This window comes from Micromonospora sp. NBC_01739 (assembly GCF_035920385.1).
GTDB lineage: Bacteria > Actinomycetota > Actinomycetes > Mycobacteriales > Micromonosporaceae > Micromonospora.
Genome location: NZ_CP109151.1, coordinates 2,705,741 through 2,728,570 on the forward strand (window position 1 = coordinate 2,705,741; position 22,830 = coordinate 2,728,570).

Here is a 22,830-nt window from a genome sequence, read left to right on the forward strand (position 1 = left end):
TAAATCCAGACGGTCAGAGTAAAGCGCACCGATCACCGCTGCTCGGCGGGCCGATCCCGGGGACAGCCGAGACCTCCTGGGCAAGCAGGAAATTGGCATCATCGGACTCGACGCGTTCCACGCGCAATTATTCTCCGAGCGAGCGCAACACGCGAAGCCGGTATCGAATCCGCGTCACCCCGAACCAACTTGATCACCCATACAGATCTCGAATGGTCAGGTTGTGTCGGGTTCGAGAGTCAGTCCGGTGTGCGCGAGGAAGGCGTCGAATAGGTCGTGGCGGTATTGGATGCTCTTGAGTCGGTTCTGCCGCAGGGCGGCGCAGACGCGGGCGTTCAGGTTGTCCCAGACGCACACGATCGGGCCGTTGAGCTGCTGGTGGGGCGGTATCCAGCAGGGCGATGTAGTCGCGTTTCGCTGAAGCTACGGCACTCGTTCCGGCGACCGCGGTGCACGATCGTCCGGTAGATCAACCGGGACCGCTGCCCAGGCCGGTAACGGGTCAGCCCGGCGATCGAGACGCGACCGGATCCTCTGCCCGACACCGGATCCACCGGGGTATGCCCGCGCCGTCCCAGGTGCGTGCCTTCGGCGGGCAGCGTCTGGCCGGCCTCGTCCCCGAAGGCCAGCCGCGCCTGCCGCTGCGCCGCTACCGTTTTCCCACCGGCCACGTCTCCCGCCGCCAGCTGACCACTGATCACTACCGAAGCCATCCGCCGCCGGCCCTGCTCCAGAGCATCGGCCAGCCGCCGCAGCCGACCCTCATCCAGCCGGCACCGAGACCCACCCGGCCCCTTCGAGGCCAGGGCCTGCTCACCACCAGCCCGCCACCCGTACACCGCGGTCTGCGACCTCCGGCACCGACACATCCTCGGCGAACCACCCGGCAGCCTGATGTCGCACCGACCCACGCTTCGCCCGCCCACGCGGACAACCCACCACCATCGGGACACCTCACCCCATCGAGCTACCCCCACCCAAGGCCATCACCCAGACCACATCGGACGAACCTGGATATTCAAGATCTGTAGCGCCGCTCACCGCTTGGCAGGCCGCCGGCCGTCGGTCACCCGTTCCGCCTTCGCCGGTCCGGCGGCACCGCTGACTGCTTGGCAACAACACCGGGGGGCGGTTACCGTTCCCCCAGCCGGCGCAGGGCTCGGCAGGTACTTGAACCCGACCGGGCAACTGGCGTCACGTGCCGCCGGCGTCAATGACAGACCGAGCCCCGAGGAAGAATCATGGACCGAACGTTCGCTGACGACGTCGGCGATTGGCTGGTCGCCCAGGCCGACTCGCTCATCAAGGTCGGCGGCACCAAACAGCTCATGGGATCGACCTGGTCCGTGCTGCCCGAGGTGTGGCCTCCCGATCCGGCGACCGAGGTGTTCACCTCCGCGCTGCCCCTTGGTCCCGGCACCCGGTTCCTCGAGATCGGGTGCGGAGCGGGCGTGACGAGCGTGGTCGCCGCCATGGGCGGCTGCGAACGCGTCGTCGCGACCGACATCAACCCGGCCGCGGTCGCCAACACCGAACTCAACGCCAAGGCGCACGACGTCGGACACAAGGTCGAGGCGCTGACCAGCGACTTGTTCCACGAACTCGGCCCCGAGGACGTCTTCGACTTGATCGTGTCCAACCCGCCCCTCGTCAGGGCGAGGGAGGACCGCGTCTACGACCGGCCGATCGAGCATTCGGTGTTCGACCCGGGCTACACCCTCCACCAGCGCTTCTTCCAGGAGGTGAAACCGCACCTCGCAGCCGGCGGGCACGTCTTCATGAACACCAGCGACACGATGGGTGATCCGTACTCCATCGTGGCCCTCGCGGTGCGGATGGGCTTCTCCGCGCGCAAACACCACTCGAACCGGATCGAGATCCCGGGGACGCTGATCGGGTGGACCCCTGCCATCGCCGCAGCCGCAGACGAGCGAGGAATGATCCACGTCGAATCCTCGATCTACGAGTTCAAGCTGCTCTGAGTACGAGGAGGAAGAGCCCGCAACCGGAGCCCGTCCGCGGTAGATGCTGGCGGAGCGGTTCGGGCGGGTGGGGCGGGCTGGCGGCCAGGTACACCGGTCCCCGACGGCCTGGTCAGCGCCTCTCTACCGTCGGTGGCGGCGGCGGTTACTGGCCGGCGCCCGGTGACGACTGCTGGCCCAGTAACCAGCGGCGCCAGCCCGCTACGTCCTTGCCGGAGCCCGTCGATCGGATTCGTACATCGCCCAGCAGGGTGTGCGCCCGGATCCGGATCCGCGGTGTTCCCGGCACCGGGGGGATCGGGGCCAGCTGAAGTTCACGGTCGCTGAGCAACCCGAACCCGGCAAGCTCGACATCCACCCCGTCGGGCACCGTTATCTTGATGTCACCCAGGAGGCTCCACGCCTCGATCTCCACGACGGCCTCGGCGCAGACACTCGTACGCAGGTCAAGATGGACATCGCCGAGCACGCTGAACGTCCGCAGCCGGGCAGGCAACCGCCACCGCCCCACCCGCCGCTGGTCGCCAAGGATCGCGACCACGGTCGACACGGTCTGCGTACTACCGACCGGAGGCGGCTCCACCACCACCCCGGCCATCGCCCGCTCCAGATCTTCGATGCGCTCGGCCGCCCACACCGCCCCGACCCGATCGCTGAACTCCTCCAGGGTCAGCCGGCCCTCGCCGACCGCCTCCTGCAGCGCCGTCGCGGCGGCCTCCTGCTCCAGCTCACTCGGTTTCCGTGACAGCTGCTCAGGGCGAGGCTCGATCTCCACCTTGTCGAGCCTACCGGCCCACACCCACCGCTCGTCGAGTGGTTCACGACCGGCCGAGCCGGCAACAACGGTGCTGTGTGGAGGTCGCTCACCTGGTACAGACGCTGTCGGCGCCAGAGACACCAAGGCCAAGGGTCAAGGGCCGATCGGTCACGTCCGCGCTGGTGGTGTAGAAGACGACCATCGCTGGATCCGGTTTGATGTTAGGCGGCGATCGGGGTAGGGTCGGGCTGCTGGGTGCGGCGTGCTCCGGGCCCGGCAGCGGCGACAACTCGGGGCAGGTACTCGGCGACCGTCGGCAGAACGGCAGGGATAGCGGGGTGAGCCTGTAGATCGGTCACCGTGACGCCCAGGTGAGCCAGAAACCTGGCTGGCGAGCGGCAGCGACGTGGTCAGCGTTCATTGCCGGCTCCCGCCAGGTGAGTATGCAGGTCGGCGAGCAGGCGTACGACGTGCTGACGAGATGCACGACGAGCAGATCGTGCGTGACGATAGCGGCGAACATCACGGGTTTTCCGGGCCCGATGCGGCACATCTGCCGGGCATTCGCCGAGAATGGCCAGGTCACCTCGGCTGCCCACCTGGTAGCGGCCGTCGTTGGCCGAGCAGATGACGAGCATGCCGTGGCGCGGCTCAATGTCGAGGCGGAGTACGGGGGCCAGCCCAACGCGCGCAGGAGGTGCTGCGCGCCCACCCGGCCACAGCGAGTCGGGAGAGCCATCCACAGCACCAGGCCGGCGTCGGTGATCGCCGTCGGGCACACTCGTTCCTGAGCCGGGTCAAGTTGTCGAGGTACGCGGTTCGACGTGGGCGGTGGCTCAGGTCAAGCAGCAGGGACTGCCGCGCAGCCCTGCGGACGAGGCGGTTGCCTCGCTGAACCACGCCGTGACCCTGCAGGCGCTCGACGAGGACCGGCTGGGTGAGGAGTTGACGGTCGTCTGGGAGTTGGAGGTCGGTCACACCGTCACGCCCGCTCAGGGTCTGCCGACGCAGGTCAACCCGGACGCCTTCGACGATCCGAACACCCTTGCCGGGTTCGTTGACGCGATGCGTTGGGGTGCGGTGACCTCGGCGGATGACCGGAGCGTGCAGGCGCCGTTCCACAGCGGGGTCGCGGTGGAGGCGTACCAGCTGGAGCCGCTGCGACGGGCACTGTCCTCGCCCCGGACGAACCTGCTGCTCGCTGACGACGTCGGCTTGGGCAAGACCATCGAGGCCGGCTTGGTGGTGCAGGAGCTGCTGCTGCGGCACCGGGCGCGGACCGCGATCGTGGTGTGCCCGCCGAGCCTGGCACTGAAGTGGCAGGATGAGATGCGGGACAAGTTCGGCCTCGACTTCACGATCATCAACAGCGAGATGATGCGCGAGGTACGGCGCCGGTACGGCCTACACGCGAACCCGTTCCAGCTGTACCCGCGGGTGATTGTGAGCATGGCGTGGTTGCCGCAGGTGCGCGCCCAGCGGATGCTGCGTGACATCTATGCGCAGGCGGCGAGCACGAAGACCGCTCGACGGTATGCGTTCGACATCCTGATCGTGGATGAGGCGGTTGCTGTCCGCCACCCGCGACGTGGAGAAGGCCACGGCTTCGAACTACCGGGACGCGCTCCTACCGGTCCGGGCTCGACTCGGCGGGAAGCCGCTCCAGGACGTCAACGAGGCAGACATCGAAGCCTTTATCGACTGGATGCTGACAGAGGGCCGGCGGCGTGGCGGCAAGCCCGGATCGGGACTTGGCGTCCGCTCGGTGCGCCTGACGCTGGGCCGACTCCGGACCGCGCTGAACGTGGCGGTCCGTCGTCAGCTCGTGGTGCGCAACGTCGCCGCGTACGTCACCATCCCCCGAGCAGCAGCGAAGGCCGCTATCGAGGAACGGGCGAAGCGTAAGCCCTGGACCCAGGACGAGGTGAAGACATTCCTCACCGGCATCACCGGCATCACCGGCATCACCGGCGAACGCCTGTACGCCGTCTGCCTGCTGTCACTGATGGGCCTCCGACCGGCCGAAGTGTGCGGGCTGCGCTGGTCCGATGTCGACTTCGACGCAGGCACCATCGCCGCCGGGGACAACACACGAACGCTCGTCGACGGCGAGGTCGAGGAGAAGAAGGCCAAGTCCGCGGCTGGCCAACGCGGCCTACCGATGCCGGCAACCGTGGCGAAGGCGCTGAAGGCGTTCCAGACCCAGCAGAAGAAGGAACGCCTGAAGGCAGGCGACGCCTACATCGGCAGCGGCTACGTCCTGGTCAACGAGATCGGCGAGGGGCAGCGCACCGACTGGCTCCGCCGCCGGGTGTACGGCCTGATGGCCAAGGTCGGGGTCCGCAAGGTCCGACCGTACGACGCCCGACACGCCTGCCTGACCTACCTCGCCGCCGCCGGAGTACCCGACGTCGTTCTCGCGGCCTGGGCCGGCCACGCGGACGGCGGCACCCTCGCCAAGCGGGTCTACGTCCACCCCGACAGCAGCCACCTGAAGGTGGCCGCCGAGCACCTCGAATCCGGGCTGTTCGGGTAGCTCTCACACCCGGATTTCAGCAGTACGCGCGTACGTGATGAATTGTGAGACGAGACAGCAAAAAGCCCTGACCCACCAGAGTGAATCAAGGCTCTGACCTGCTGAAACTCTGTCGGGACGGCCGGATTCGAACCGACGACCCCTTGACCCCCAGTCAAGTGCGCTACCAAGCTGCGCCACGTCCCGTTGCCACCGCCGGACCTTGCCCGCGGCAGCCGGTACAGCTTAGCGCAGCCTCCCCCATCCGTCGCACAGCCCCCACCCCCATACCGCCGCCTCGACGAACAGCCCACCACCCCTAAAGCATCCTAGGAAGATGGGTGGGCAGCAAAGGGCCCGGGTGCGGAGGCAAGCAGCCTCGACACCCGGGCCCGGGTAGAACAGCGATCAGCCGTGTGCCTTGCCCCGGCCGCCGGGGCCGAGCTTCTTGCGGGGGCGTACCGAGATCTCGATGGGGCTGCCCTCGAAGCCGAACTCCTCGCGGAGCTTGCGCTCGACGAAGCGTTGGTAGCCGGCGTCCAGGGGGCCGGTGGTGAACAGCACGAACCGGGGTGGGGCCACGCCCGCCTGGGTGGCGAACAGGATCCTCGGTGCCCGTCCCCCGCGTACGGGGTGCGGGGTGGCCTGGACCAGGGCGGTGAGCCAGGCGTTGAGCTGGGCGGTGGGGATGCGGGTCTCCCAGCTGTCCAGCGCCCGGTGCAGGGCAGCGGCCAGCTTGTCCACGGCCCGACCGGTCATCGCCGACAGGTTCAACCGGATCGCCCACGGGATGCGGCGCAGTTCCCGCTCGATCTCCTTGTCCAGGTAGTACCGGCGGTCGGCGTCGACCAGGTCCCACTTGTTGAAGGCGATGACCAGCGCCCTACCGGCCTCGGTGACCATGGACAGGATCCGCTGGTCCTGTTCGCTGATCGGCTCGCTGGAGTCGAGCAGCACCACCGCCACTTCGGACGCCTCGATGGCCGAGGCGGTACGCAGGCTGGCGTAGTACTCCGTGCCGCTGGCCTTGCCGACCCGCTTGCGCAGCCCGGCGGTGTCCACCAGGTGCCAGGTCTCGCCGCCGATGGTGACCAGGCTGTCCACCGGGTCGACAGTGGTGCCGGCGACGGAGTCGACCACGGCGCGTTCCTCGCCGGAGAAGCGGTTCAGCAGGCTGGACTTGCCGACGTTGGGCCTACCGACCAGGGCCACCCGGCGGGGACCGCGCGGGCGGTTCTCCACGATCTTGGGTGCCTCGGGCAGCGCGGCCATGATGGCGTCGAGCAGGTCACCGGAGCCGCGGCCGTGCAGGGCCGAGACGGGGTGCGGTTCACCGAGGCCTAGGGACCACAGGGAGGTGGCCTCCAGCTCCACGGAGGTGTTGTCGGCCTTGTTGGCGACCAGGATGACCGGTTTGGCGCTGCGCCGCAGCATCCTCACGGCCGCCTCGTCGACGTCCGTGGAGCCCACCGTGGCGTCGACCACGAACACCACCACGTCGGCGGTGGCCACGGCCGTCTCGGCCTGCGCGGCGATGGCCGCGGCCCGGTCCTTGGCGTCCGGTTCCCAGCCGCCGGTGTCGACCACGGTGAAGGTCCGGCCGGACCACTGTGCGTCGTAGGGGATCCGGTCGCGGGTCACCCCGGGGACGTCCTCGACGACCGCCTGGCGGCGGCCGATGATCCGGTTGACCAGTGTGGACTTGCCGACGTTCGGGCGGCCGACCACGGCCACCACCGGCTGCGGGCCGGTCGGCTCCTCGATGTCGAGGTCCGGTTCCCGCAGCTCCACCCAGCCGTCGTCGTTGCTCATGCCACGCCCCGCTCGGCTAGCAGCTCACGCAGTCGGGCCACGACCTCGTCGATGCCCAGTTCGGTGCTGTCCAGCACCACGGCGTCGGGGGCCTGGGCGAGCGGGTCGGCCTTGCGGGTCGAGTCCAACTGGTCGCGGCGGGCCAGGTCGGCGGCGGTGGCGGCGACGTCGGCGGCGTTCTCGGCGCTGCGCCGGGCGGCCCGGGCCGCAGCGGAGGCGGTGAGGTAGACCTTCAGGTCGGCGTCCGGGGCCACCACGGAACCGATGTCGCGGCCCTCGACCACCATCCGGCCGGCCTTGGCGATCATGTCGCGCTGCCGGGCGACCAGCAGGGCCCGCACCGCCGGTACGGCGGCCACCGCGGAGACGGCCGCGGTCACGTCGGCGCCCCGGATCTCGGCCTCGACGTTCACCCCGTCGGCGGTCACGGTGTAGCCGGCCGGGTCGGTGCCGATGCGCAGGTCGACCTCGCCGGCGACCTTGGCCACGGCGTGGGCGTCGTTGAGGTCGACGCCGGAGCGCAGCACCGCCCAGGTGACGGCCCGGTACATCGCGCCGGTGTCCAGGTAGCGGGCGGCCAGGCTGGTCGCGAGCCGTCGTGAGACGGTGGACTTACCCGAACCGGACGGCCCGTCCACAGCGACGACGCAGCGTCCGACCGGTATGTTTTCTCCCACCGTTGTCCTCCTCAGCCCGTACCTCACGATCCGCCGTCAGCGGCGGACGCGAGCGGTTGCCAGCTATGTCCAATGATGCCCGGCGCCGAACCCCACGGCCCGCCGGGCCGTCCGCGAGCCTACCCCCCGCGGTACCCGCGACCGCGCGGTCAGTCACCCACGGCCTTGAACAGGGCGGCGACCTCCGCGTTGGTCAGGCGTCGGGTCCGCCCGCTGCGCAGGTCGCCGAGCCGGATCGGCCCGATGGCGGTACGCACCAGCCGGCTCACCGGGTGCCCCACCTCGGCGAGCAGCCGCCGTACGATGTGTTTGCGCCCTTCGTGCAGGCTCAGCTCCACCTGGGCGGTACGCCCCAGGGAGTCCACCACCCGGAAGCCGTCCACGGTGACCGGCCCGTCTTCCAGTTCGATGCCGGCGGCCAGCCGCTTGCCGAGGTTGCGCGGGATGGGCCCGGAAACCTCGCACAGGTAGGTCTTCTGCACCCCGTAGGAGGGGTGCATCAGCCGGTGCGCGAGGGTGCCGTCGTTGGTGAGCAGCAGCAGGCCCTCGCTGTCCGCGTCGAGCCGCCCGACGTGGTAGACCCGCTGCTCTACCCGGTTGCCGAGGAAGTCGGCCAGGGCGGTGCGGCCCTTCTCGTCGGCCATGGTGGAGACCACTCCGCGCGGCTTGTTCATGGCCAGGTACACCAGCCGGGTGTCGGCCTGGAGCCGTTCGCCGTCGACATGGATGACCGCGGTGGCGGGGTCGACCTTGTCGCCGAGCTGCGCCACCCGCCCGTTGACCGTCACCCGCCGACGGAAGATCAGGTCCTCGCAGGCGCGCCGGGAGCCGACACCGGCGGCGGCGAGCACCTTCTGGAGGCGTTCCGGGCCGGTGTAGACGGGCGCGTCGGGTGAGGGGGTGCGGTTATCGCGATGCATCGGCAAGCTCTTCTACGTCGTCGGGGAGGAACGGGGCCAGCGGGGGCAGGTCGTCGAGGCTGTTGAGGCCGAGTTTCTCCAGGAACATCGTGGTCGTCCGGTACAGGAACGCCCCGCTGTCGGATTCGGTGCCGCACTCTTCGATCAGCCCTCTGGAGACCAGGGTACGGATCACCCCGTCGCAGTTGACACCGCGGATGGCCGAGATGCGGGAGCGGGTGACCGGCTGCTTGTAGGCCACCACCGCCAGGGTCTCCAGGGCGGCCTGGGTGATGCGCACGGACTGCCCGTCGAGGACGAACCGTTCCACGTAGGTGGCGTACTCCGGCCGGGTGTACAACCGCCACCCGCCGGCGGCCCGGCGCAGGTCGAAGCCGTGACCGGCGGCGGTGTAGCCGGCAGCGATCTGGTCGAGCATCGGGCCGATCCGCTCCGGCGGCTGCTCCAGCACCTGGGCCAGGGTCAGCTCGCTCACCGGTTCGTCCACCACCAGCAGGATCGCCTCCAGGGCGCCGCGCAGTTCGGTGTCCTCGAGCACCGGCGCCGGTTCCGGTGCCGGCCGCCCCCGCCCCGACCGCTGCCGACGCACCACTGCGGCACCGGCCGTCCCGCTCGGTGTCTGCTCGGCGGTCGCCCCGTCGGCAGCCGACCCGGCCTCGTCGGCCGCTTCCGTCATCTGCCCCGAGGAACCCGCCGCCGCAGCACCTACGACACCCGCGTCCTCCGGGTCACGGTCGGGGGCGGCGGCCTCGGCGGGTGGGGCGGGGCGCTGCCAGGGTGGGATCCAGGCCGCGGCCTGGTCAGCCAGCGAATCGCCACGTTCCTCGTGGGTCATTCGGCCTGCTCCTCGCTCGTCGCCGTCCCGTCCGGGTCCGGTTCGGCCGGGGCCCCGGCGTACTCGTCGATGGCCAGGGCCGGTCCGCCGTCGGCGGGGCCGGTCCAGCGTACGGTCAACTCCTCCAAGGCCTGTTCCTGCACGAAGGCCACCACCCCCTGCCGGTACAGCTCCAGCAGGGCCAGGAAGCGGGCCACCACCTCCAGGGTGGCCTCGCAGTCGGCGCAGAGCAGGGTGAAGGTGGCCGTACCGGCCCGGCGCAGCCGTTCGGCGATGATCGCGGCGTGTTCCCGGACACTGACCCGGACCATGTGCACGTGGGCGATGGAGACCTCCGGCACCGGCTTCGGGGTCATCGCCCGTACGGCCAGGTCGCGCAGCCGCTGGACCCCGATGTTGAGCACCAGGTCCGGCAGGGCCTCGGCGTAGCGGGGTTCCAGGGTGACCGCGCGGGGGTAGCGGCGTCCCCCGACCTCCTCCAGGGCGGCGATGTGCGCGGCCGCCTCCTTGTACGCCTTGTACTGCAACAGCCGGGCGAAGAGCAGGTCCCGGGCCTCCAGCAGGGCCAGGTCCTCCTCGTTCTCCACCTCGGCGGCCGGCAGCAGCCGGGCGGCCTTCAGGTCCAGCAGGGTGGCGGCGATGAGCAGGAACTCGCTGGCCTCGTCGAGGTCCCAGTCGTCGCCCATGGCCCGGATGTAGGCGATGAACTCGTCCGTGACCTGGTGCAGGGCGACCTCGGTCACATCCAGCTTGTGTTTGCCGATCAGTTGCAGCAGCAGGTCGAACGGGCCGGTGAAGTTGGCCAGCCGTACGGTGAACCTGCCGGAATCGGCCGGGTCGTCGACAGCGGCGTCCGCACCGACCGGGCCGGCGTCCGGCTCGGCCACCCGGGTCGGATCGTCCGCGGTGGCGGGGTCGAGGGGCGGCGCGGTCACGCGACGACCGTAGTCCACGGCCTGGCCACGGGTACGCGGAGCCTACCGCTCCGCCTGCGCGGCGATCACCTCGCGGGCGAGCTGGCGGTAGTTGCGGGCCCCGGAGGAGGCCGGGTCGAGGGTGGTGATCGGGGCCCCGGCGACGGTGGACTCGGGGAACTTCACCGTCTTGGTGATCACCGTCTGGTAGACCTTGTCGCCGAAGGCCTCCACCACCCGTTGCAGCACCTGCCGGCAGTGGGTGGTGCGGCTGTCGTACATGGTGGCGAGGATGCCTTCGAGTTCCAGGTCGAAGTTGAGCCGCTCCCGCACCTTGTCGATGGTGTCCAGCAGCAGGGCCACCCCGCGCAGGCTGAAGAACTCGCACTCCAGGGGGATGAGCACCCCGTGCGCCACCGTCAGCGCGTTGATCGCCAGCAGGCCCAGGGAGGGCTGGCAGTCGATCAGGATGTAGTCGTACTCCTTGCGGACGCTCCTGAGCACCCGGGCCAGGGCCATCTCCCGGGCTACCTCGTTGACCAGCTGGATCTCGGCGGCGGAGAGGTCGATGTTGGCGGGCAGCAGGTGCAGACCGGCCACGTCGGTCTTGATCAGGACGTCCTCGGCGGTGACGTCGTCCTGCATCAGCAGGTTGTAGACCGACAGGTCCAGGTTGTGTGGGTTGACCCCCAGGCCGACCGAGAGGGCGCCCTGCGGGTCGAAGTCGACCAGCAGCACCTTGCGGCCGTACTCGGCCAGGGCGGCGCCCAGGTTGATGGTCGTGGTGGTCTTACCCACCCCGCCCTTCTGGTTGGCCATCGCGATGATCCGGGCCGGGCCGTGCCGGTCGGTCGGCATCGGCTCGGGGATGGGCTTACGCATCGTGTAGGCGGCCGGGTCGGCCGGGCCCAGGTCAGCACCGAGGGCATTCTGCTGTTCGCGGAGCTCCGACGTCCAGGTCTCGGCACGGTCACCGTTGCCAGCCATGTCCTCGTTGCCCCCTCCCGACGACCATCCGGCGTCGGAGCCGCCCGACGTCCTTCGCGGCGCCGCTGCGTACCCCGGTCATCTCGCCGCCAGGGCCCGCGCTGCCGACTGTACGCCACCGGCCAGCAGGGCGTTCGGCACCCGCTCGGCGTGTCGGCCGACGGCACCGGCCAGCAGCGCTCAATTGCGGGCGCGGGGGTGGGCGGTGGCGTAGACCTCACGCAGTCGGTCGACGGTGACCAGAGTGTAGACCTGGGTGGTGGTGACCGAGGCGTGCCCCAGCAACTCCTGCACCACCCGCACGTCCGCGCCGCCGTCGAGCAGGTGGGTGGCGTAGGAGTGACGCAGGGTGTGCGGGGAGACCGCCTGCGGTCCCTCGACCGGCAGGCCGGCCCGCTGGGCGGCCCGGCGCAGGATGGTCCAGGCCCCCTGCCGGGTCAACGGCCCACCCCGGGCGTTGAGGAAGACCGTCGGGGTGCCCCGGCCGGCGGCGGCCAGTCCGGGTCGGGCGCGGACCAGGTAGGCGCCCAGGGCCCGTTGGGCGTACCCGCCGACCGGCACCAGGCGGTCACGGCCGCCCTTGCCGCGCAGCAGCACCACCGCCTCGGTGAGGTCCACATCGTCCACGGCCAGACCCACCGTCTCGGAGATGCGGGCCCCGGTGCCGTACAGGAACTCCAGCAGTGCCCGGTCGCGCAGCGCGAGCGGCGCGGCCTCCCCGGCGGCCTCGACCGGCCCGGCGGCCTCCAGCAGCCGGAGCACCTCCTCCAGCGACAGGGCGCGGGGCAGCCGGCGGGGCGGGGTGGGTGGCCGGACGTCGCGGCTGGGGTCGGCGGTGGTCAGGCCCTCGCGCAGGGCGAAGCGGTGCAGGCCCCGCACGGCGCTGGCGGCCCGGGCTGCGGAGGAGGCGGCCAGGGGCGGGCGCCCGTCCTCGCCGGTGCGCAGCCGGGCCAGGTGGCGTTCGATCTCGCCGGTGGGGACGGCGGCCAGGTCGGTGACTCCGGCGGCGGCCAGGCTGTTCAGGTAGCGGTCCAGGTCACGGCGGTAGGACACCAGGGTGTTCGCGGCCAGGCCACGTTCGACCGTGAGGTGGTCCAGGTAGCCGCGTAGAGCGCGGCGCAGAGCCGGCGCGGGCTGGTGGCCCGTGCCGGCTCCGTCCGCTGCGGCGGTCGGGGTGCGGCCGATCAGGCCAGCACCTCGGCCAGCGGGGTGGTCGGCAGGTCGTGTGCCTCCGCGACCGGGCCGTACACGACCTGTCCGTCGTGGGTGTTCAGGCCCAGCGCCAGCGCCGGATCGCGGCGGGACGCCTCACGCCAGCCGTGGTTGGCCAGCTCCAGCGCGTACGGCAGGGTGACGTTGGTCAGTGCGTACGTGCTGGTGTTCGGTACTGCGCCGGGCATGTTCGCCACGCAGTAGAAGATCGAGTTGTGCACCTTGTAGACCGGGTCGGCGTGCGTGGTGGGCCGGGAGTCCTCGAAGCAGCCGCCCTGGTCGATCGCGATGTCGACGAGCACGCTGCCGGGCTTCATCCGGGAGACCAGTTCGTTGGAGATCAGCTTGGGGGCCTTGGCGCCGGGCACCAGGACCGCGCCGATGACCAGGTCCGCGTCCAGCACGGCCCGCTCGATCTCGTACGCGTTCGACGCCACGGTCTGCAGGTGGCCCCGGTAGATGGCGTCGGCCTGCCGCAGCCGGCCGACGTTCTTGTCCAGCAGCAGCACCTCGGACTGCAGGCCGAGCGCGATGGCGGCGGCGTTCATGCCGGAGACCCCGGCGCCGATGACGACGGTCTTGGCCGCGTAGACGCCGGAGACCCCGCCGGGCAGCACCCCCCGGCCACCCCCGGTACGCATCAGGTAGAAGGCGCCGACCTGCGGGGCGAGTCGACCGGCCACCTCGGACATCGGGGCCAGCAGCGGCAGCGACCGGTCCGGCAGCTCCACGGTCTCGTACGCGATGCCGGTGACCTTGCGGTCGAGCAGGGCCCGGGTGCAGTCGGCGGAGGCGGCCAGGTGCAGGTAGGTGAAGAGCACCTGCCCCTCGCGCATCCGGTGGTACTCCTCGGCGACCGGCTCCTTGACCTTGAGCACCAGTTCCGCGGCGGCCCACACCTCGTCGGCAGTGTCCAGGATCTTCGCGCCGGCGGCGGTGAACTCCTCGTCGGTGATGCTCGACCCGAGTCCGGCGCCGGCCTCGATGAAGACCTGGTGGCCGCTGCGGGTGAACTCGTTGACTCCCGCAGGTGTGATCGCGACGCGGTACTCGTGGTTCTTGACCTCGCGGGGAATACCGACCTTCACGATGCAGTCACCTTTCTCCGCCGGACCGTCGCCTCCGCCTGTGCGGTGTGTGGTGGCGCCTTTGCCGCCACGGTCGACCGATCCCGTCGGCGCAGTTTAAGCGGGTCGGAAAGGCACCGGGGCCTGCACTGTGACACCTGGTGGTCGTGGACGTTGACGAAGTGTCAGGTGTCGGAGGACGCCCCTCGGTGGAGTGGCCCCTCAGCCGTCAGGACAGGATTCTGCTGTGATCTCGCACTTCGGGCAGTCCGGTACGCAGGCTGGCGAAGGGATCACTATTGTGTCGCCTCATGACCTATCCCCCTCCGCCCGGATATCCCCAGGGCGTTTCTGACAAGAGCAAGCTCGTCGCCGGCATCCTGCAGATTCTGCTCGGTGGCTTCGGCGTCGGCCGCTTCTACATGGGCGACACCAAGACGGGTGTCATCCAGCTGATCGTCACCATCGTGACCTGCGGCATCGGCAGCCTTTGGGGCCTCATCGACGGCATCCTGATCCTGGTCAACGGTGGCGTCGACGGGCAGGGACGCCCGCTGCGCGACTGACCCGTGACATCACGCAGGGGCCGGGCGAATCCTCGCCCGGCCCCTGCGTCTCGCGTGGTGCGGCTCAGCGCGGCAACGGGGCGTCCGCCCGGCGCAGCCCCGACCAGCCGCCGTCGCGGGCCCGGGCGGCGGCCAGCAGCCCGGCCACGCAGGAGGCGTTGGTGATCTCCCCGGCCAGCACCATGCCGACCGCCTCGTCCAGGTCGATCCGCACGATCTGCAGGTCGGCCTCCTCCTCATGCCGGTCGTGGCGCTGCTCCACCGGCACCTCGGTGAGGTCGCGGGCCAGGTAGACCCGGACCAGTTCGTTGGTGAACCCGGGCGAGCTGTGCAGGTCGACCAGCACATCGAAGCGACCGGCGACCAGGTCGACCTCCTCGGCCAACTCCCGGGCCGCGGTGAGCGCCGGATCCTCGCCGGCCACATCGGTCAGTCCGGCCGGCAGCTCCCACAGCCGACGCCCTACCGGTTGGCGGTACTGCCGGATCAACACCACCTGACCGGCGTCGTCCACCGCCACCACGGCCACCGCACCGACGTGCCGGACCAGGTCGCGGGTGACGATGTCGCCGCCGGGCATGGTCACCTGCTCGGAGACCACCTCGAAGATGCGACCCGAGTAGCGCACCTCACGCGAGCGCACCTCGTAGTGGTGCTCGACCCCGCTCACGAGGCCGAGGCCGCCGATGCGGCGGTGTCGTTGCGGGTGGCCCGCCGGGCCCCCTCCAGGTCGACCGGAAGCTGATCGGCCTGGGAGTACGCCACCGCGGCCTGCACGAAGGCGGCGAACAGCGGATGGGGCCGGGTCGGGCGGCTCTTCAGCTCCGGGTGCGCCTGGGTGGCCACGAAGAACGGGTGCAGCTCACGGTCCAGTTCGACGAACTCGACCAGCCGGCCGTCCGGCGAGGTGCCGGAGATGTGCAGCCCGGCCTTGGTCAACTGGTCCCGGTAGGCGTTGTTCACCTCGTAGCGGTGCCGGTGCCGTTCGCTGATCTCGGTGCTGCCGTACGCCTCGGCCACGATCGACCCCTCGGCCAGCTTCGCCGGGTACGCCCCCAGCCGCATGGTGCCGCCCAGGTCGCCCTTGCCGGCGACGATGTCCTCCTGGTCGGCCATGGTGGCGATGACCGGGTGCACGGCGTCGGCCTCGAACTCCACCGAGTTGGCGCCCTCCAGTCCGGCCAGGTGCCGGGCCACCTCGATGGTCATGCACTGCAGGCCGAGGCAGAGCCCGAGCAGTGGAATGCCGTTCTCCCGGGCGTACCGGGCGGTGCCGATCTTGCCTTCGATGCCGCGTACCCCGAACCCACCCGGGATGACGATGCCGTCCACCCCGGCCAGGGCCGCTGCCGCGCCGGCGGGGGTGACGCAGTCGTCGCTGGGCACCCAGCGCAGCTGCACCCGGGCCCGGTGACCGAACCCGGCCGCCCGGATCGCCTCGCTGACCGACAGGTACGCGTCCGGCAGGTCGACGTACTTGCCGACCAGGGCGACCGTGATGGTGCGCTGCGGCTGGTGCACCCGCTCCAGCAGGTCGTCCCAGCCGTCCCAGTCCACGTCCCGGAAGGAGAGCCCGAGCCGGCGCACCACGTACGCGTCCAGCCCTTCGCGGTGCAGCACCTTGGGGATGTCGTAGATGCTGGGGGCGTCCGGGGCGGCGATGACCGCCTCGGCGTCGACGTCGCAGTACAGCGACAGCTTGTGCTTGAGCTTGTCCGGGATCTCCCGGTCGGAGCGGCACACGATGGCGTCCGGCTGGATGCCGATGTTGCGCAGCTGCGCCACGGAGTGCTGGGTCGGCTTGGTCTTCAGCTCCCCGGAGGGCGCCAGGTAGGGCACCAGGGAGACGTGCAGGTAGAAGCAGTTGTCCCGGCCCAGGTCGTGGCGGACCTGACGGATCGCCTCCAGGAACGGCAGCGACTCGATGTCGCCGACCGTGCCACCCACCTCGGTGATCACCACGTCCGGGACCCGGCCATCGTCGTCCGGGTCACCCATGGCCAGGATCCGGGACTTGATCTCGTTGGTGATGTGCGGGATCACCTGGACGGTGTCGCCCAGGTACTCGCCGCGCCGCTCCTTGGCGATCACGTCGGAGTAGATCTGGCCGGTGGTGACGTTCGCCTTGCCGGACAGTGCCCGGTCCAGGAACCGCTCGTAGTGGCCGACGTCCAGGTCGGTCTCGGCGCCGTCCTCGGTGACGAAGACCTCACCGTGCTGGAACGGGTTCATGGTGCCGGGGTCGACATTGAGGTAGGGGTCGAGCTTCTGCATCACCACGCGGAGTCCCCGCGCGGTGAGCAGGTTGCCGAGGCTGGAGGCGGTCAGCCCTTTACCCAGGGAGGAGGCGACGCCCCCGGTGACGAAAATGTGCCTGGTCGTCCGTGCTGAAGGGGCCAAGGCCTGCTCCCGTGTCGTCCGTCGCGGTCGTGCAGACCGCCGAGCCGATCAGCGAAGTGATCACGCGATCCACGGGATTCCACGCTAACACCTCCCCGAGTCGGCTCCGGTGCCGCACCCGAGGTAGGCCGCCGCGGTTCACCCGGTCGCGACCTCGGCCGATGACCGTACCGCCCGGCCGCGCTGGCCTCCGGGCTCGTTCGACGGCGCCGCGCCGCCCGTGGTGGCGGCCCCGCCACCCTCGGCTGCCGGGTCCGGAACACCCGCCTGGTCGTCGGCCGGTCCCGCCCCGCCCGGCCCACCCTCGGCTGCCGGTCCTGGGGCTTCCGGGCCCCCGTCGGGGACCGGCTTGCCGGAGGGGGCCGGCTTGCTCGAGGGGCCGGCGTCCTGCGGGCGGTCGGTGGCCGGGCGGGTCCGGTCCGCGGCGTGGTCCAGCACCCGCAACGCGGCCAACGCCGCCATCGGCACCACCACGGCCGCCGCCGACCCCGCCACGTCCAGGCCCACCGCCCCCAGCACCCCGCCGATCACGGCGGCCACCCCGGTGCCGGCCATGGCCGCCCGGATCGCCGGATAGATGCCGAACAGCCGCATCAGCCCGCCCCAGGGCCGCAGTAGGGCGAACCACAGCAGCAGGGCCCCGACCAGGGCCAGCACCGTCAGCGGGCTGTTGACCAGGGTCTGGAAGCTGGCGGCGCTGGAACGTTGCACCGTCAACCCGCCGGTGCCGTCGCCCAGGGCGGCCAGGAACCGGCCCAGGCTCCCCCGCTCACCGGGCGGACGACCCAGGTCCACCACCGCGAACCCGATGGTCACCGCCAGCCCGGCCATGCCCGCCCAGGCCAGCCGGGTCACCGTCAACCAGCCGCCGGCACTGATCGCCGCGGCCACGCTCACCCCGGCGGTCAGGGCGATCGCCCCGATCGAGTCGGCACCCAGATAGGGGCTGCCGACCACCACCACGGCGGCACCACCGACCAGCACCATCACGGTCGGTCGCCACCGGCGGTGCACCTGCTGGGCCAGCCAACCGGCGGTCAGCAGAGCGGCGGCGACGAACACCCCGAGCCCCACCGTGCCGAGCCCGGCGTAGCGGCCCCCCTCCAGCGCGGAGTAGCCGACCACCCCGTTGAGTTGCAGGCGGGCCCCGGTGACCACATCCAGGCCGACCGCCAGGGTGGTCAACCCGGCCACCGCGCCGAGCGGCCCCAGGGTGCTGCGGTAGCCCGGTGCCAGCCGCACCAGCAGGGTCGCGGCGGCCAGCAGGGCGGCCGTCAACCCGGCGAAGGTGGCCGCCGGATAGGTGTTGCGCCACCAGGGCACGGCCTCGGCCAGCAGGGCCGCCGGCATCGCCAGGGCGGCGGCGACCAGCAGCAGCTCCACGACCGCCACCACCCGCGGCGACACCGGTTTCGGACCGTACGGTCCGGCGTGCCGGCGGGCCCGACGCAGCAGCGGCAGCACCGCCACCGCCAAGGCCACCTGGACCCCGGCCAGCAGGGTGAAGAACCCCCCGGCGACCTCCCGTTGCGCGGCGGCCTCCCGGTCGGCGTCGGCCGGTTCGGTGATCGCGGCGGCCAGGTCGTCCGGGCGGCCACCGACGGACTCGGCGGGCCGGCCGAGGAAGGGCCGGTCCGGCATCGGGCGACCCAACGCCGTCAACGCGGTCGGGGCCAGGTCGATCAGTTGCAGGTAGCCCCGACGTGCGGTGGTCGGCGAGGTCAACCAGCCGTTCTCCCAGCCCGGGCCGTCGGCCACGGCCACATGCAGCCGGGAGGGGCGTTCGGTGTCGGCGACCCCGGCCACGATCACCAGGGAGTTCGGTGGCCGGGCGGCCAGCACCCGGGCCAGTTGGGTGTCGGCCTCCCGCGCCGCCGCGGCACGTTCGGCCGGGTCCGCACCGGCGACCGTGCCCAGGTCGACGATGCTCAGGACGCAAGAACTCAGCAGCCCGGCCGGATCCGCCGGCAGGGTCGGCTCGTATCGGTCGACCCGCCCGAAGGGCCGGGCCGCCGCCACCGCCGCCCCCGGGCCGACCGCGACCGAGCAGCGCACCGACTCCGACAGGGCGCCCGGCACGGTGCCCCACGGCAGCCGGTCCTGGTTGTGTACGACGACGCTCTCCTGCTCGGGCAGGTTAGCCCCGATGCGGTCCGGCCGGTCCACCTGCACCTCGGTCGGCGGGCACTCGCCGTCCGGCTGGCCGTTGGTCCATCCGGCGAAGCTGCCCGCCCCCAGGGTCAGCCAGCCGTCCAGGGGGCAGGTGGGCCGGTAGGCCGACCGCACCGACAGGGAGCCGATGGAGCCTTGGCGGGCCAACTGCCACAGGGTCGGGGTGCGTTCGGCGTCGACGTCGTCCCACCGCAACCCGGCCACCCCGACCAGCACCACGAAGTCGGCGCCGGGTCGTGCCGGCGGGGTGGTCGGCCGGGCGGCCAGGGCGACGATGCCCATCACCACGACGACCAGGGTCAGCAGGATCGGAGCGGCTCGGCGCACCATCATCGGCGTCCCGTCGACGAGGCGTCGGCATCCGGGCTGGCCAGTTCGGCGTAGAGGGTCACCAGTTGGGCCACCGTGTCCGACTCGGTGGGCCAGGTGGCCGCCTGGGCCGCCCCGCGCCGCCCCAGCTCGGTGCGGCGCCGGTCGTCGTCGAGCAGGTCACGGACCGCGGCGTCGACCGCGTCGACGTCACCCGGCGGCACCAGCACGGCGGCGTCGCCGACCAGCTCCGGCAGGCCACCCACCGCGGTGGCCACCAGCGGCACCCCGGCCCGCAGCGCCTCCTGGGCGAACAACTGCCGGGCCTCCCAGTCGCTGGTCACCACGGCCAGGTCCGCCGCGGCCAGCAGGTCCGCCACATCGGTACGGTGCCCGAGCAGGGTGATCGGGGCCCGGACGGCACTGATCCGGGCGGCCAGCGGCAGGTACGCCGGTCCACTACCGGCGATCACCACGGCCGGAGGTGGGGTCCGGGTCCGCCACCGGGCGGCGGCGTCGATCAGCACGTCGTAGCGCTTCTGAGGATGCAACCGGCCGACCGAGAGGATCAACGGCTGGTCGGCGGCGACCGCGAACTCGGCCCGTACGGCGGTCCGCCCGCGGCGCGGGGCGGACAGCACCGGCGCGGCCACCGGGGCCAGCCGGGCGTCCCGGGCCCCGAGCGCCACCGCCCGCTCGACCAGATCGGCGGAGGCCCCCAGCACCACCCGGGCTCCCCGGGCGACGATCCGCTCGACCAGGCGGGACAGCCCACCCCGCAGCCCACCGGCGAGCACCGCGTTGTGCCAGGTGACCACCAGCGGGGCGGCCGGTCGGGCGAGCACCCCCACCAGGGCGGCGCGTAGTCCGTGCGCGTGCAGGACCCGTACCTGCTCGGCGGCGAGCGCCCGACGCAGCGCCGTCACCGCCCGGGCGTCGCCGGGGGCGGGGCTGGCCGGGATCTCCACCGCCGCGAAGCGGGCCCCGGCGCCGATGAAGTCGAACTGGTCCTGGGTCGCCGCCGGCCCGCAGACCAGCACCGACTGCCCGGCGGCGGTCAACCCACGGGTCAGCGCCCGCACATGTTGACCGACTCCACCGGTACTGGAGGCCAGCAGCAGCACCACGGTGCCCGTCCGCTCAGGCGTAGCCACCGGCTGATCACTCCTTCCCGTCGCCCTGCTCCGGGGGGCTCCCGTCCTTCTGCCTACCCCGTAGGCGGGCCGGCAGCCGTCGGCGCAGCCCGGCCAGCACCGGGCGCAGATCGCGCCGGTCGACCAACCAGACCACGGCGAGGAACACGACGCCGACCAAAACTCCGGACAGCATGCCCTGCCCCAGGGCCACCCACCGCGTCGGGGTGCCGTCCCCCTGCGCCACCAGCCGCAGCAGCCACAGCGCGGCCAGCGCCCCCGCCACGGCGCCCAGCAGCCCGGCTCCGGCGGCCCGGGCGGCACCGGCCAGGGCGGCCGACCCGGCCGCCCGCCGTACCGCGACCAGCAGCAGTCCGCCCAGCAGCAGCATGCCGGCCGAGTTGGCCAACGCCACCGCGAGCACCCGGTCGGCCACCGGCAGCAGCGCCGACAGCGGCAGCAGGACCAGCGGGACGGCCAGCCACCCGGCGGTGATCGCGGCGGTGGCCGAGCGGGTGGCCCCCCGGGCGTACAGGGCCCGGGAGAGCACCGCGAACAGCCCGTACCCGATCAGCCCGGGGGCGTACCCGGCGATGGCCCCGGCGGTGGCCTCGGCGTTGAGGGGGAAGAACCGCCCGATCGGCCCGGCCGCCCCGACCAGGACGGCGGCCCCCAGGAAGCTGAGCAGCAGCACCCCCCGCAGGGTGGCCGACAGGGTGTCCCGGTAGCTCCGCTCGTCGCCCTCGGCGGAAGCCGCCGCGAGGGTGGGGTACGCGGCGGTGGCCAGCGGCACCGCCAGCACCGCCCAGGGCAGCAGGTAGAAGGTCTGGGCGAGGTTGAACACCTGGGGTGCCTCGGTGAGCCCGCCGGCGACCCGCCGCAGGATCACCGCCAGGGCGACCTGTTGGGCGGTGACCGTGACGACTCCGGCCACGGCCAGCCCACCCACCCGGGCCCGGGCGTCGGCGGCGAAGGTGTACCCCGGACGGGGCCGCAGCCGCAGCCGACGGATCGGGATCAGCAGCGACAGGGACAGCACCACCACCCCTAGGGTGGTGCCCCCGGACAGGATCAGTTCCGCGCCCCGACCGGCCTGCGCCACGCTGGCTCCCGGACCGGCCACCCCGACGAAGACCAGGTAGGCGACGATCACCGTCAGGCTGGACAGCAGCGGCGCGATCACCGGCCAGGCGAACCGGCGATGCGCCTGGAGCACCCCGGTGAGCACGATGCCGATGCCGTACAGCGGTAGTTGCGGTGCGAAGACCCGCAGCATCCGGGCCCCGGCGGCGAGTTCCTCCGGCGACCGGTTGTCCCCCAACAGGTTGATCAGCGGGCCGGCGGCCAGCGCCAGCAGCACCGCCAACGGCACCAGCAGGGTCAGGGTCCAGGTCAGCAGGGCACCCGTCGTGGCGGTCACCGCCTGCCGGTCACCGGCCGCTACCGCACCGGCCAGCAGCGGTACGACCAGGCTGGCCAGCGCCCCACCGGCGACGATCTCGAAGATGATGTTGGGTACGGCGTTGGCCAGCACGTACATGGCGCCCAGGTCGCTGTCCTGGACCACCCAGGTGAACACGGCCGTACGCCCGAACCCGGCCAACCGGCTGAGCACGGTGAGTACGGCGATGAGTGCGGCCGCCGAGGCCACCCGGCCGACGCCGGCCAGGGGTGCCGGTCTGGTCACGTCAGTCGGGGCGACGGCCCAGCGCGTCCAGGTCGCGCAGTCCCGGCGTACTCGCGATGACCTTCGTGAAGCTGACCTTCTCGCTGGCGGCGGTGAGCCCGGCGAGCACCGCCAGCAGGGCGGCCCGGCCGACCGGTCCGGTACGCGCGGCCAACGCCACCCCGAGCACGGCACCGAGGGCGTTGGCGCCGCTGTCGCCGAGCATCACGTCCTCGTTCAGGTCGGCGGGGAGCAGCCCGCCGGCGGCACCGAGGGCACCGGCGGCGATCCCGCCCTGCCGACCCCCCGCCAGGGGTGCGCCGAGCAGCAGACCGGACTTCAGGGCCCGCCCGGGCCGCAGGTCCAGCAGGTTGACCAGGTTGGCGGTACCGGCGATCACACCGGCGCCGAGCAGCACGTCGAGGCCGCGGCTCAGCGGGCCCTGCCGCTGTCGTCCCCGGTGCCCGGTCACCCCCTGGTCGGCGGCGAGCAGGGTGGCGGCGCCCAGACCGGCCGCACCCACCCCGACGATCTTGACCAGGCCGGCGGTGACCCGGCCCTGCCGCAGCGCGGCCAGATGCCCCGCGAAGCCCTTGTACGCCTTCTGTTCCGGCCGGGCCCCGACCACGTCGTCGTACAGCCCGACGGCCCCGGCGCCGAGCCCGGCGACCAGGGTGGCCGCCCCGGCCGGCACGCTCGCCGCCCCGCAGGCCGCCGCGCCGCTGGCCCCCACCGCCAGGGCCGGCCCGGCCGCCAGGGTCACCGTACGGCCGCGGAAGTTGGTCCGCTCCAGCCCCGGCCCGGCCGGGGAGGTGCGCACCTGACGCAACACGTACCGGGCGGCAGCCGCCCCGATGCCCGCCACCAGTAGTCCCCTGACGATCGTCACGCCACCGCCTCGCTCCG

Annotated in this window: 19 protein-coding genes, 1 tRNA gene and 1 pseudogene; 4 read left to right on the top strand and 17 right to left on the bottom strand. The window is 71.9% G+C overall.

Annotated features, from left to right (window positions below; all coding sequences use genetic code 11):
* The first annotated feature begins 1,346 nt into the window (after positions 1-1,346).
* Entirely contained in the window at positions 1,347-1,982 is a 636-nt protein-coding gene (locus tag OIE53_RS11835; protein ID WP_327026655.1) for a methyltransferase, read from the top strand.
* A gap of 145 nt (positions 1,983-2,127) precedes the next feature.
* On the opposite strand, the gene OIE53_RS11840 is transcribed toward OIE53_RS11835, so the two are convergent.
* A complete protein-coding gene (locus OIE53_RS11840) occupies positions 2,128-2,757 on the bottom strand; it encodes a DUF1707 SHOCT-like domain-containing protein (protein ID WP_327026656.1) in 630 nt (209 codons plus the stop codon).
* 337 nt (positions 2,758-3,094) lie between these two features.
* Complete coding sequence (locus tag OIE53_RS11845; RefSeq protein WP_327026657.1) at positions 3,095-3,325, bottom strand: hypothetical protein; 231 nt, start codon at positions 3,323-3,325, stop codon at positions 3,095-3,097.
* A gap of 245 nt (positions 3,326-3,570) precedes the next feature.
* On the opposite strand from OIE53_RS11845, the gene OIE53_RS11850 reads away from it, so the two are divergent.
* Together OIE53_RS11850 and OIE53_RS11855 are read left to right on the top strand one after the other, a co-directional pair.
* The gene (locus OIE53_RS11850) at positions 3,571-4,644 is read left to right on the top strand and encodes an SNF2-related protein (protein ID WP_327026658.1); all 1,074 of its coding nucleotides are present in this window, start codon (positions 3,571-3,573) and stop codon (positions 4,642-4,644) included.
* Complete coding sequence (locus tag OIE53_RS11855; protein WP_327026659.1) at positions 4,565-5,275, top strand: tyrosine-type recombinase/integrase; 711 nt, start codon at positions 4,565-4,567, stop codon at positions 5,273-5,275. The genes OIE53_RS11850 and OIE53_RS11855 overlap by 80 nt, the downstream gene beginning before the upstream one ends.
* 112 nt (positions 5,276-5,387) lie before the next feature.
* Here the strand turns inward: OIE53_RS11855 and OIE53_RS11860 are convergent.
* The 9 genes and pseudogenes from OIE53_RS11860 to ald form a co-directional block, all read right to left on the bottom strand.
* Positions 5,388-5,461 (bottom strand) — tRNA-Pro (locus OIE53_RS11860).
* Between the two features lie 201 nt (positions 5,462-5,662).
* Complete coding sequence (gene der, locus OIE53_RS11865) at positions 5,663-7,066, bottom strand: ribosome biogenesis GTPase Der (protein ID WP_327026660.1); 1,404 nt, start codon at positions 7,064-7,066, stop codon at positions 5,663-5,665.
* Positions 7,063-7,743 carry a (d)CMP kinase gene (gene cmk / locus OIE53_RS11870; protein WP_327026661.1) on the bottom strand — a complete coding sequence of 227 codons (681 nt, stop codon included), beginning with the start codon at positions 7,741-7,743 and terminating at the stop codon, positions 7,063-7,065. The genes der and cmk overlap by 4 nt, the downstream gene beginning before the upstream one ends.
* Before the next feature lie 149 nt (positions 7,744-7,892).
* On the bottom strand, positions 7,893-8,663 hold the full coding sequence (locus tag OIE53_RS11875) for a pseudouridine synthase (RefSeq protein WP_327026662.1): 771 nt from the start codon (positions 8,661-8,663) through the stop codon (positions 7,893-7,895).
* On the bottom strand, positions 8,650-9,498 hold the full coding sequence (gene scpB, locus OIE53_RS11880; RefSeq protein WP_327026663.1) for an SMC-Scp complex subunit ScpB: 849 nt from the start codon (positions 9,496-9,498) through the stop codon (positions 8,650-8,652). The genes OIE53_RS11875 and scpB overlap by 14 nt, the downstream gene beginning before the upstream one ends.
* A 17-nt stretch (positions 9,499-9,515) precedes the next feature.
* Positions 9,516-10,385, bottom strand: a pseudogene (locus tag OIE53_RS11885) (segregation and condensation protein A); the annotation flags it as partial.
* Positions 10,386-10,475: 90 nt separating this feature from the next.
* The gene (locus OIE53_RS11890; protein ID WP_013732865.1) at positions 10,476-11,399 is read right to left on the bottom strand and encodes a ParA family protein; all 924 of its coding nucleotides are present in this window, start codon (positions 11,397-11,399) and stop codon (positions 10,476-10,478) included.
* A gap of 180 nt (positions 11,400-11,579) precedes the next feature.
* A complete protein-coding gene (locus OIE53_RS11895) occupies positions 11,580-12,584 on the bottom strand; it encodes a site-specific tyrosine recombinase XerD (RefSeq protein ID WP_327027161.1) in 1,005 nt (334 codons plus the stop codon).
* On the bottom strand, positions 12,584-13,699 hold the full coding sequence (ald, locus tag OIE53_RS11900) for an alanine dehydrogenase (RefSeq protein ID WP_327026664.1): 1,116 nt from the start codon (positions 13,697-13,699) through the stop codon (positions 12,584-12,586). Before ald ends, OIE53_RS11895 begins: the two co-directional genes overlap by 1 nt.
* Positions 13,700-13,959: 260 nt before the next feature.
* On the opposite strand from ald, the gene OIE53_RS11905 reads away from it, so the two are divergent.
* Positions 13,960-14,244, top strand: coding sequence for a TM2 domain-containing protein (locus tag OIE53_RS11905; protein ID WP_393339823.1), 285 nt, complete (start codon positions 13,960-13,962; stop codon positions 14,242-14,244).
* 64 nt (positions 14,245-14,308) lie between these two features.
* Here OIE53_RS11905 and OIE53_RS11910 read toward each other — a convergent pair whose 3' ends face one another.
* The 6 genes from OIE53_RS11910 to OIE53_RS11935 form a co-directional block, all read right to left on the bottom strand.
* The gene (locus tag OIE53_RS11910; RefSeq protein ID WP_327026666.1) at positions 14,309-14,914 is read right to left on the bottom strand and encodes an NUDIX hydrolase; all 606 of its coding nucleotides are present in this window, start codon (positions 14,912-14,914) and stop codon (positions 14,309-14,311) included.
* Positions 14,911-16,644: a CTP synthase gene (locus OIE53_RS11915; RefSeq protein WP_327026667.1), complete on the bottom strand. Its 1,734-nt coding sequence runs from the start codon at positions 16,642-16,644 to the stop codon at positions 14,911-14,913. The genes OIE53_RS11910 and OIE53_RS11915 overlap by 4 nt, the downstream gene beginning before the upstream one ends.
* A gap of 138 nt (positions 16,645-16,782) precedes the next feature.
* Positions 16,783-19,146, bottom strand: a complete 2,364-nt coding sequence (locus OIE53_RS11920) for a hypothetical protein (RefSeq protein WP_327027162.1) — start codon at positions 19,144-19,146, stop codon at positions 16,783-16,785.
* Entirely contained in the window at positions 19,146-20,279 is a 1,134-nt protein-coding gene (locus tag OIE53_RS11925; protein WP_327026668.1) for a glycosyltransferase family 4 protein, read from the bottom strand. Before OIE53_RS11925 ends, OIE53_RS11920 begins: the two co-directional genes overlap by 1 nt.
* A 7-nt stretch (positions 20,280-20,286) precedes the next feature.
* Positions 20,287-21,945, bottom strand: coding sequence for a murein biosynthesis integral membrane protein MurJ (gene murJ / locus OIE53_RS11930; protein ID WP_327026669.1), 1,659 nt, complete (start codon positions 21,943-21,945; stop codon positions 20,287-20,289).
* Position 21,946: 1 nt separating this feature from the next.
* Positions 21,947-22,813 (bottom strand): hypothetical protein, encoded by an 867-nt coding sequence (locus OIE53_RS11935; protein ID WP_327026670.1) that lies wholly within the window; start codon positions 22,811-22,813, stop codon positions 21,947-21,949.
* Between the last annotated feature and the right edge of the window lie 17 nt (positions 22,814-22,830).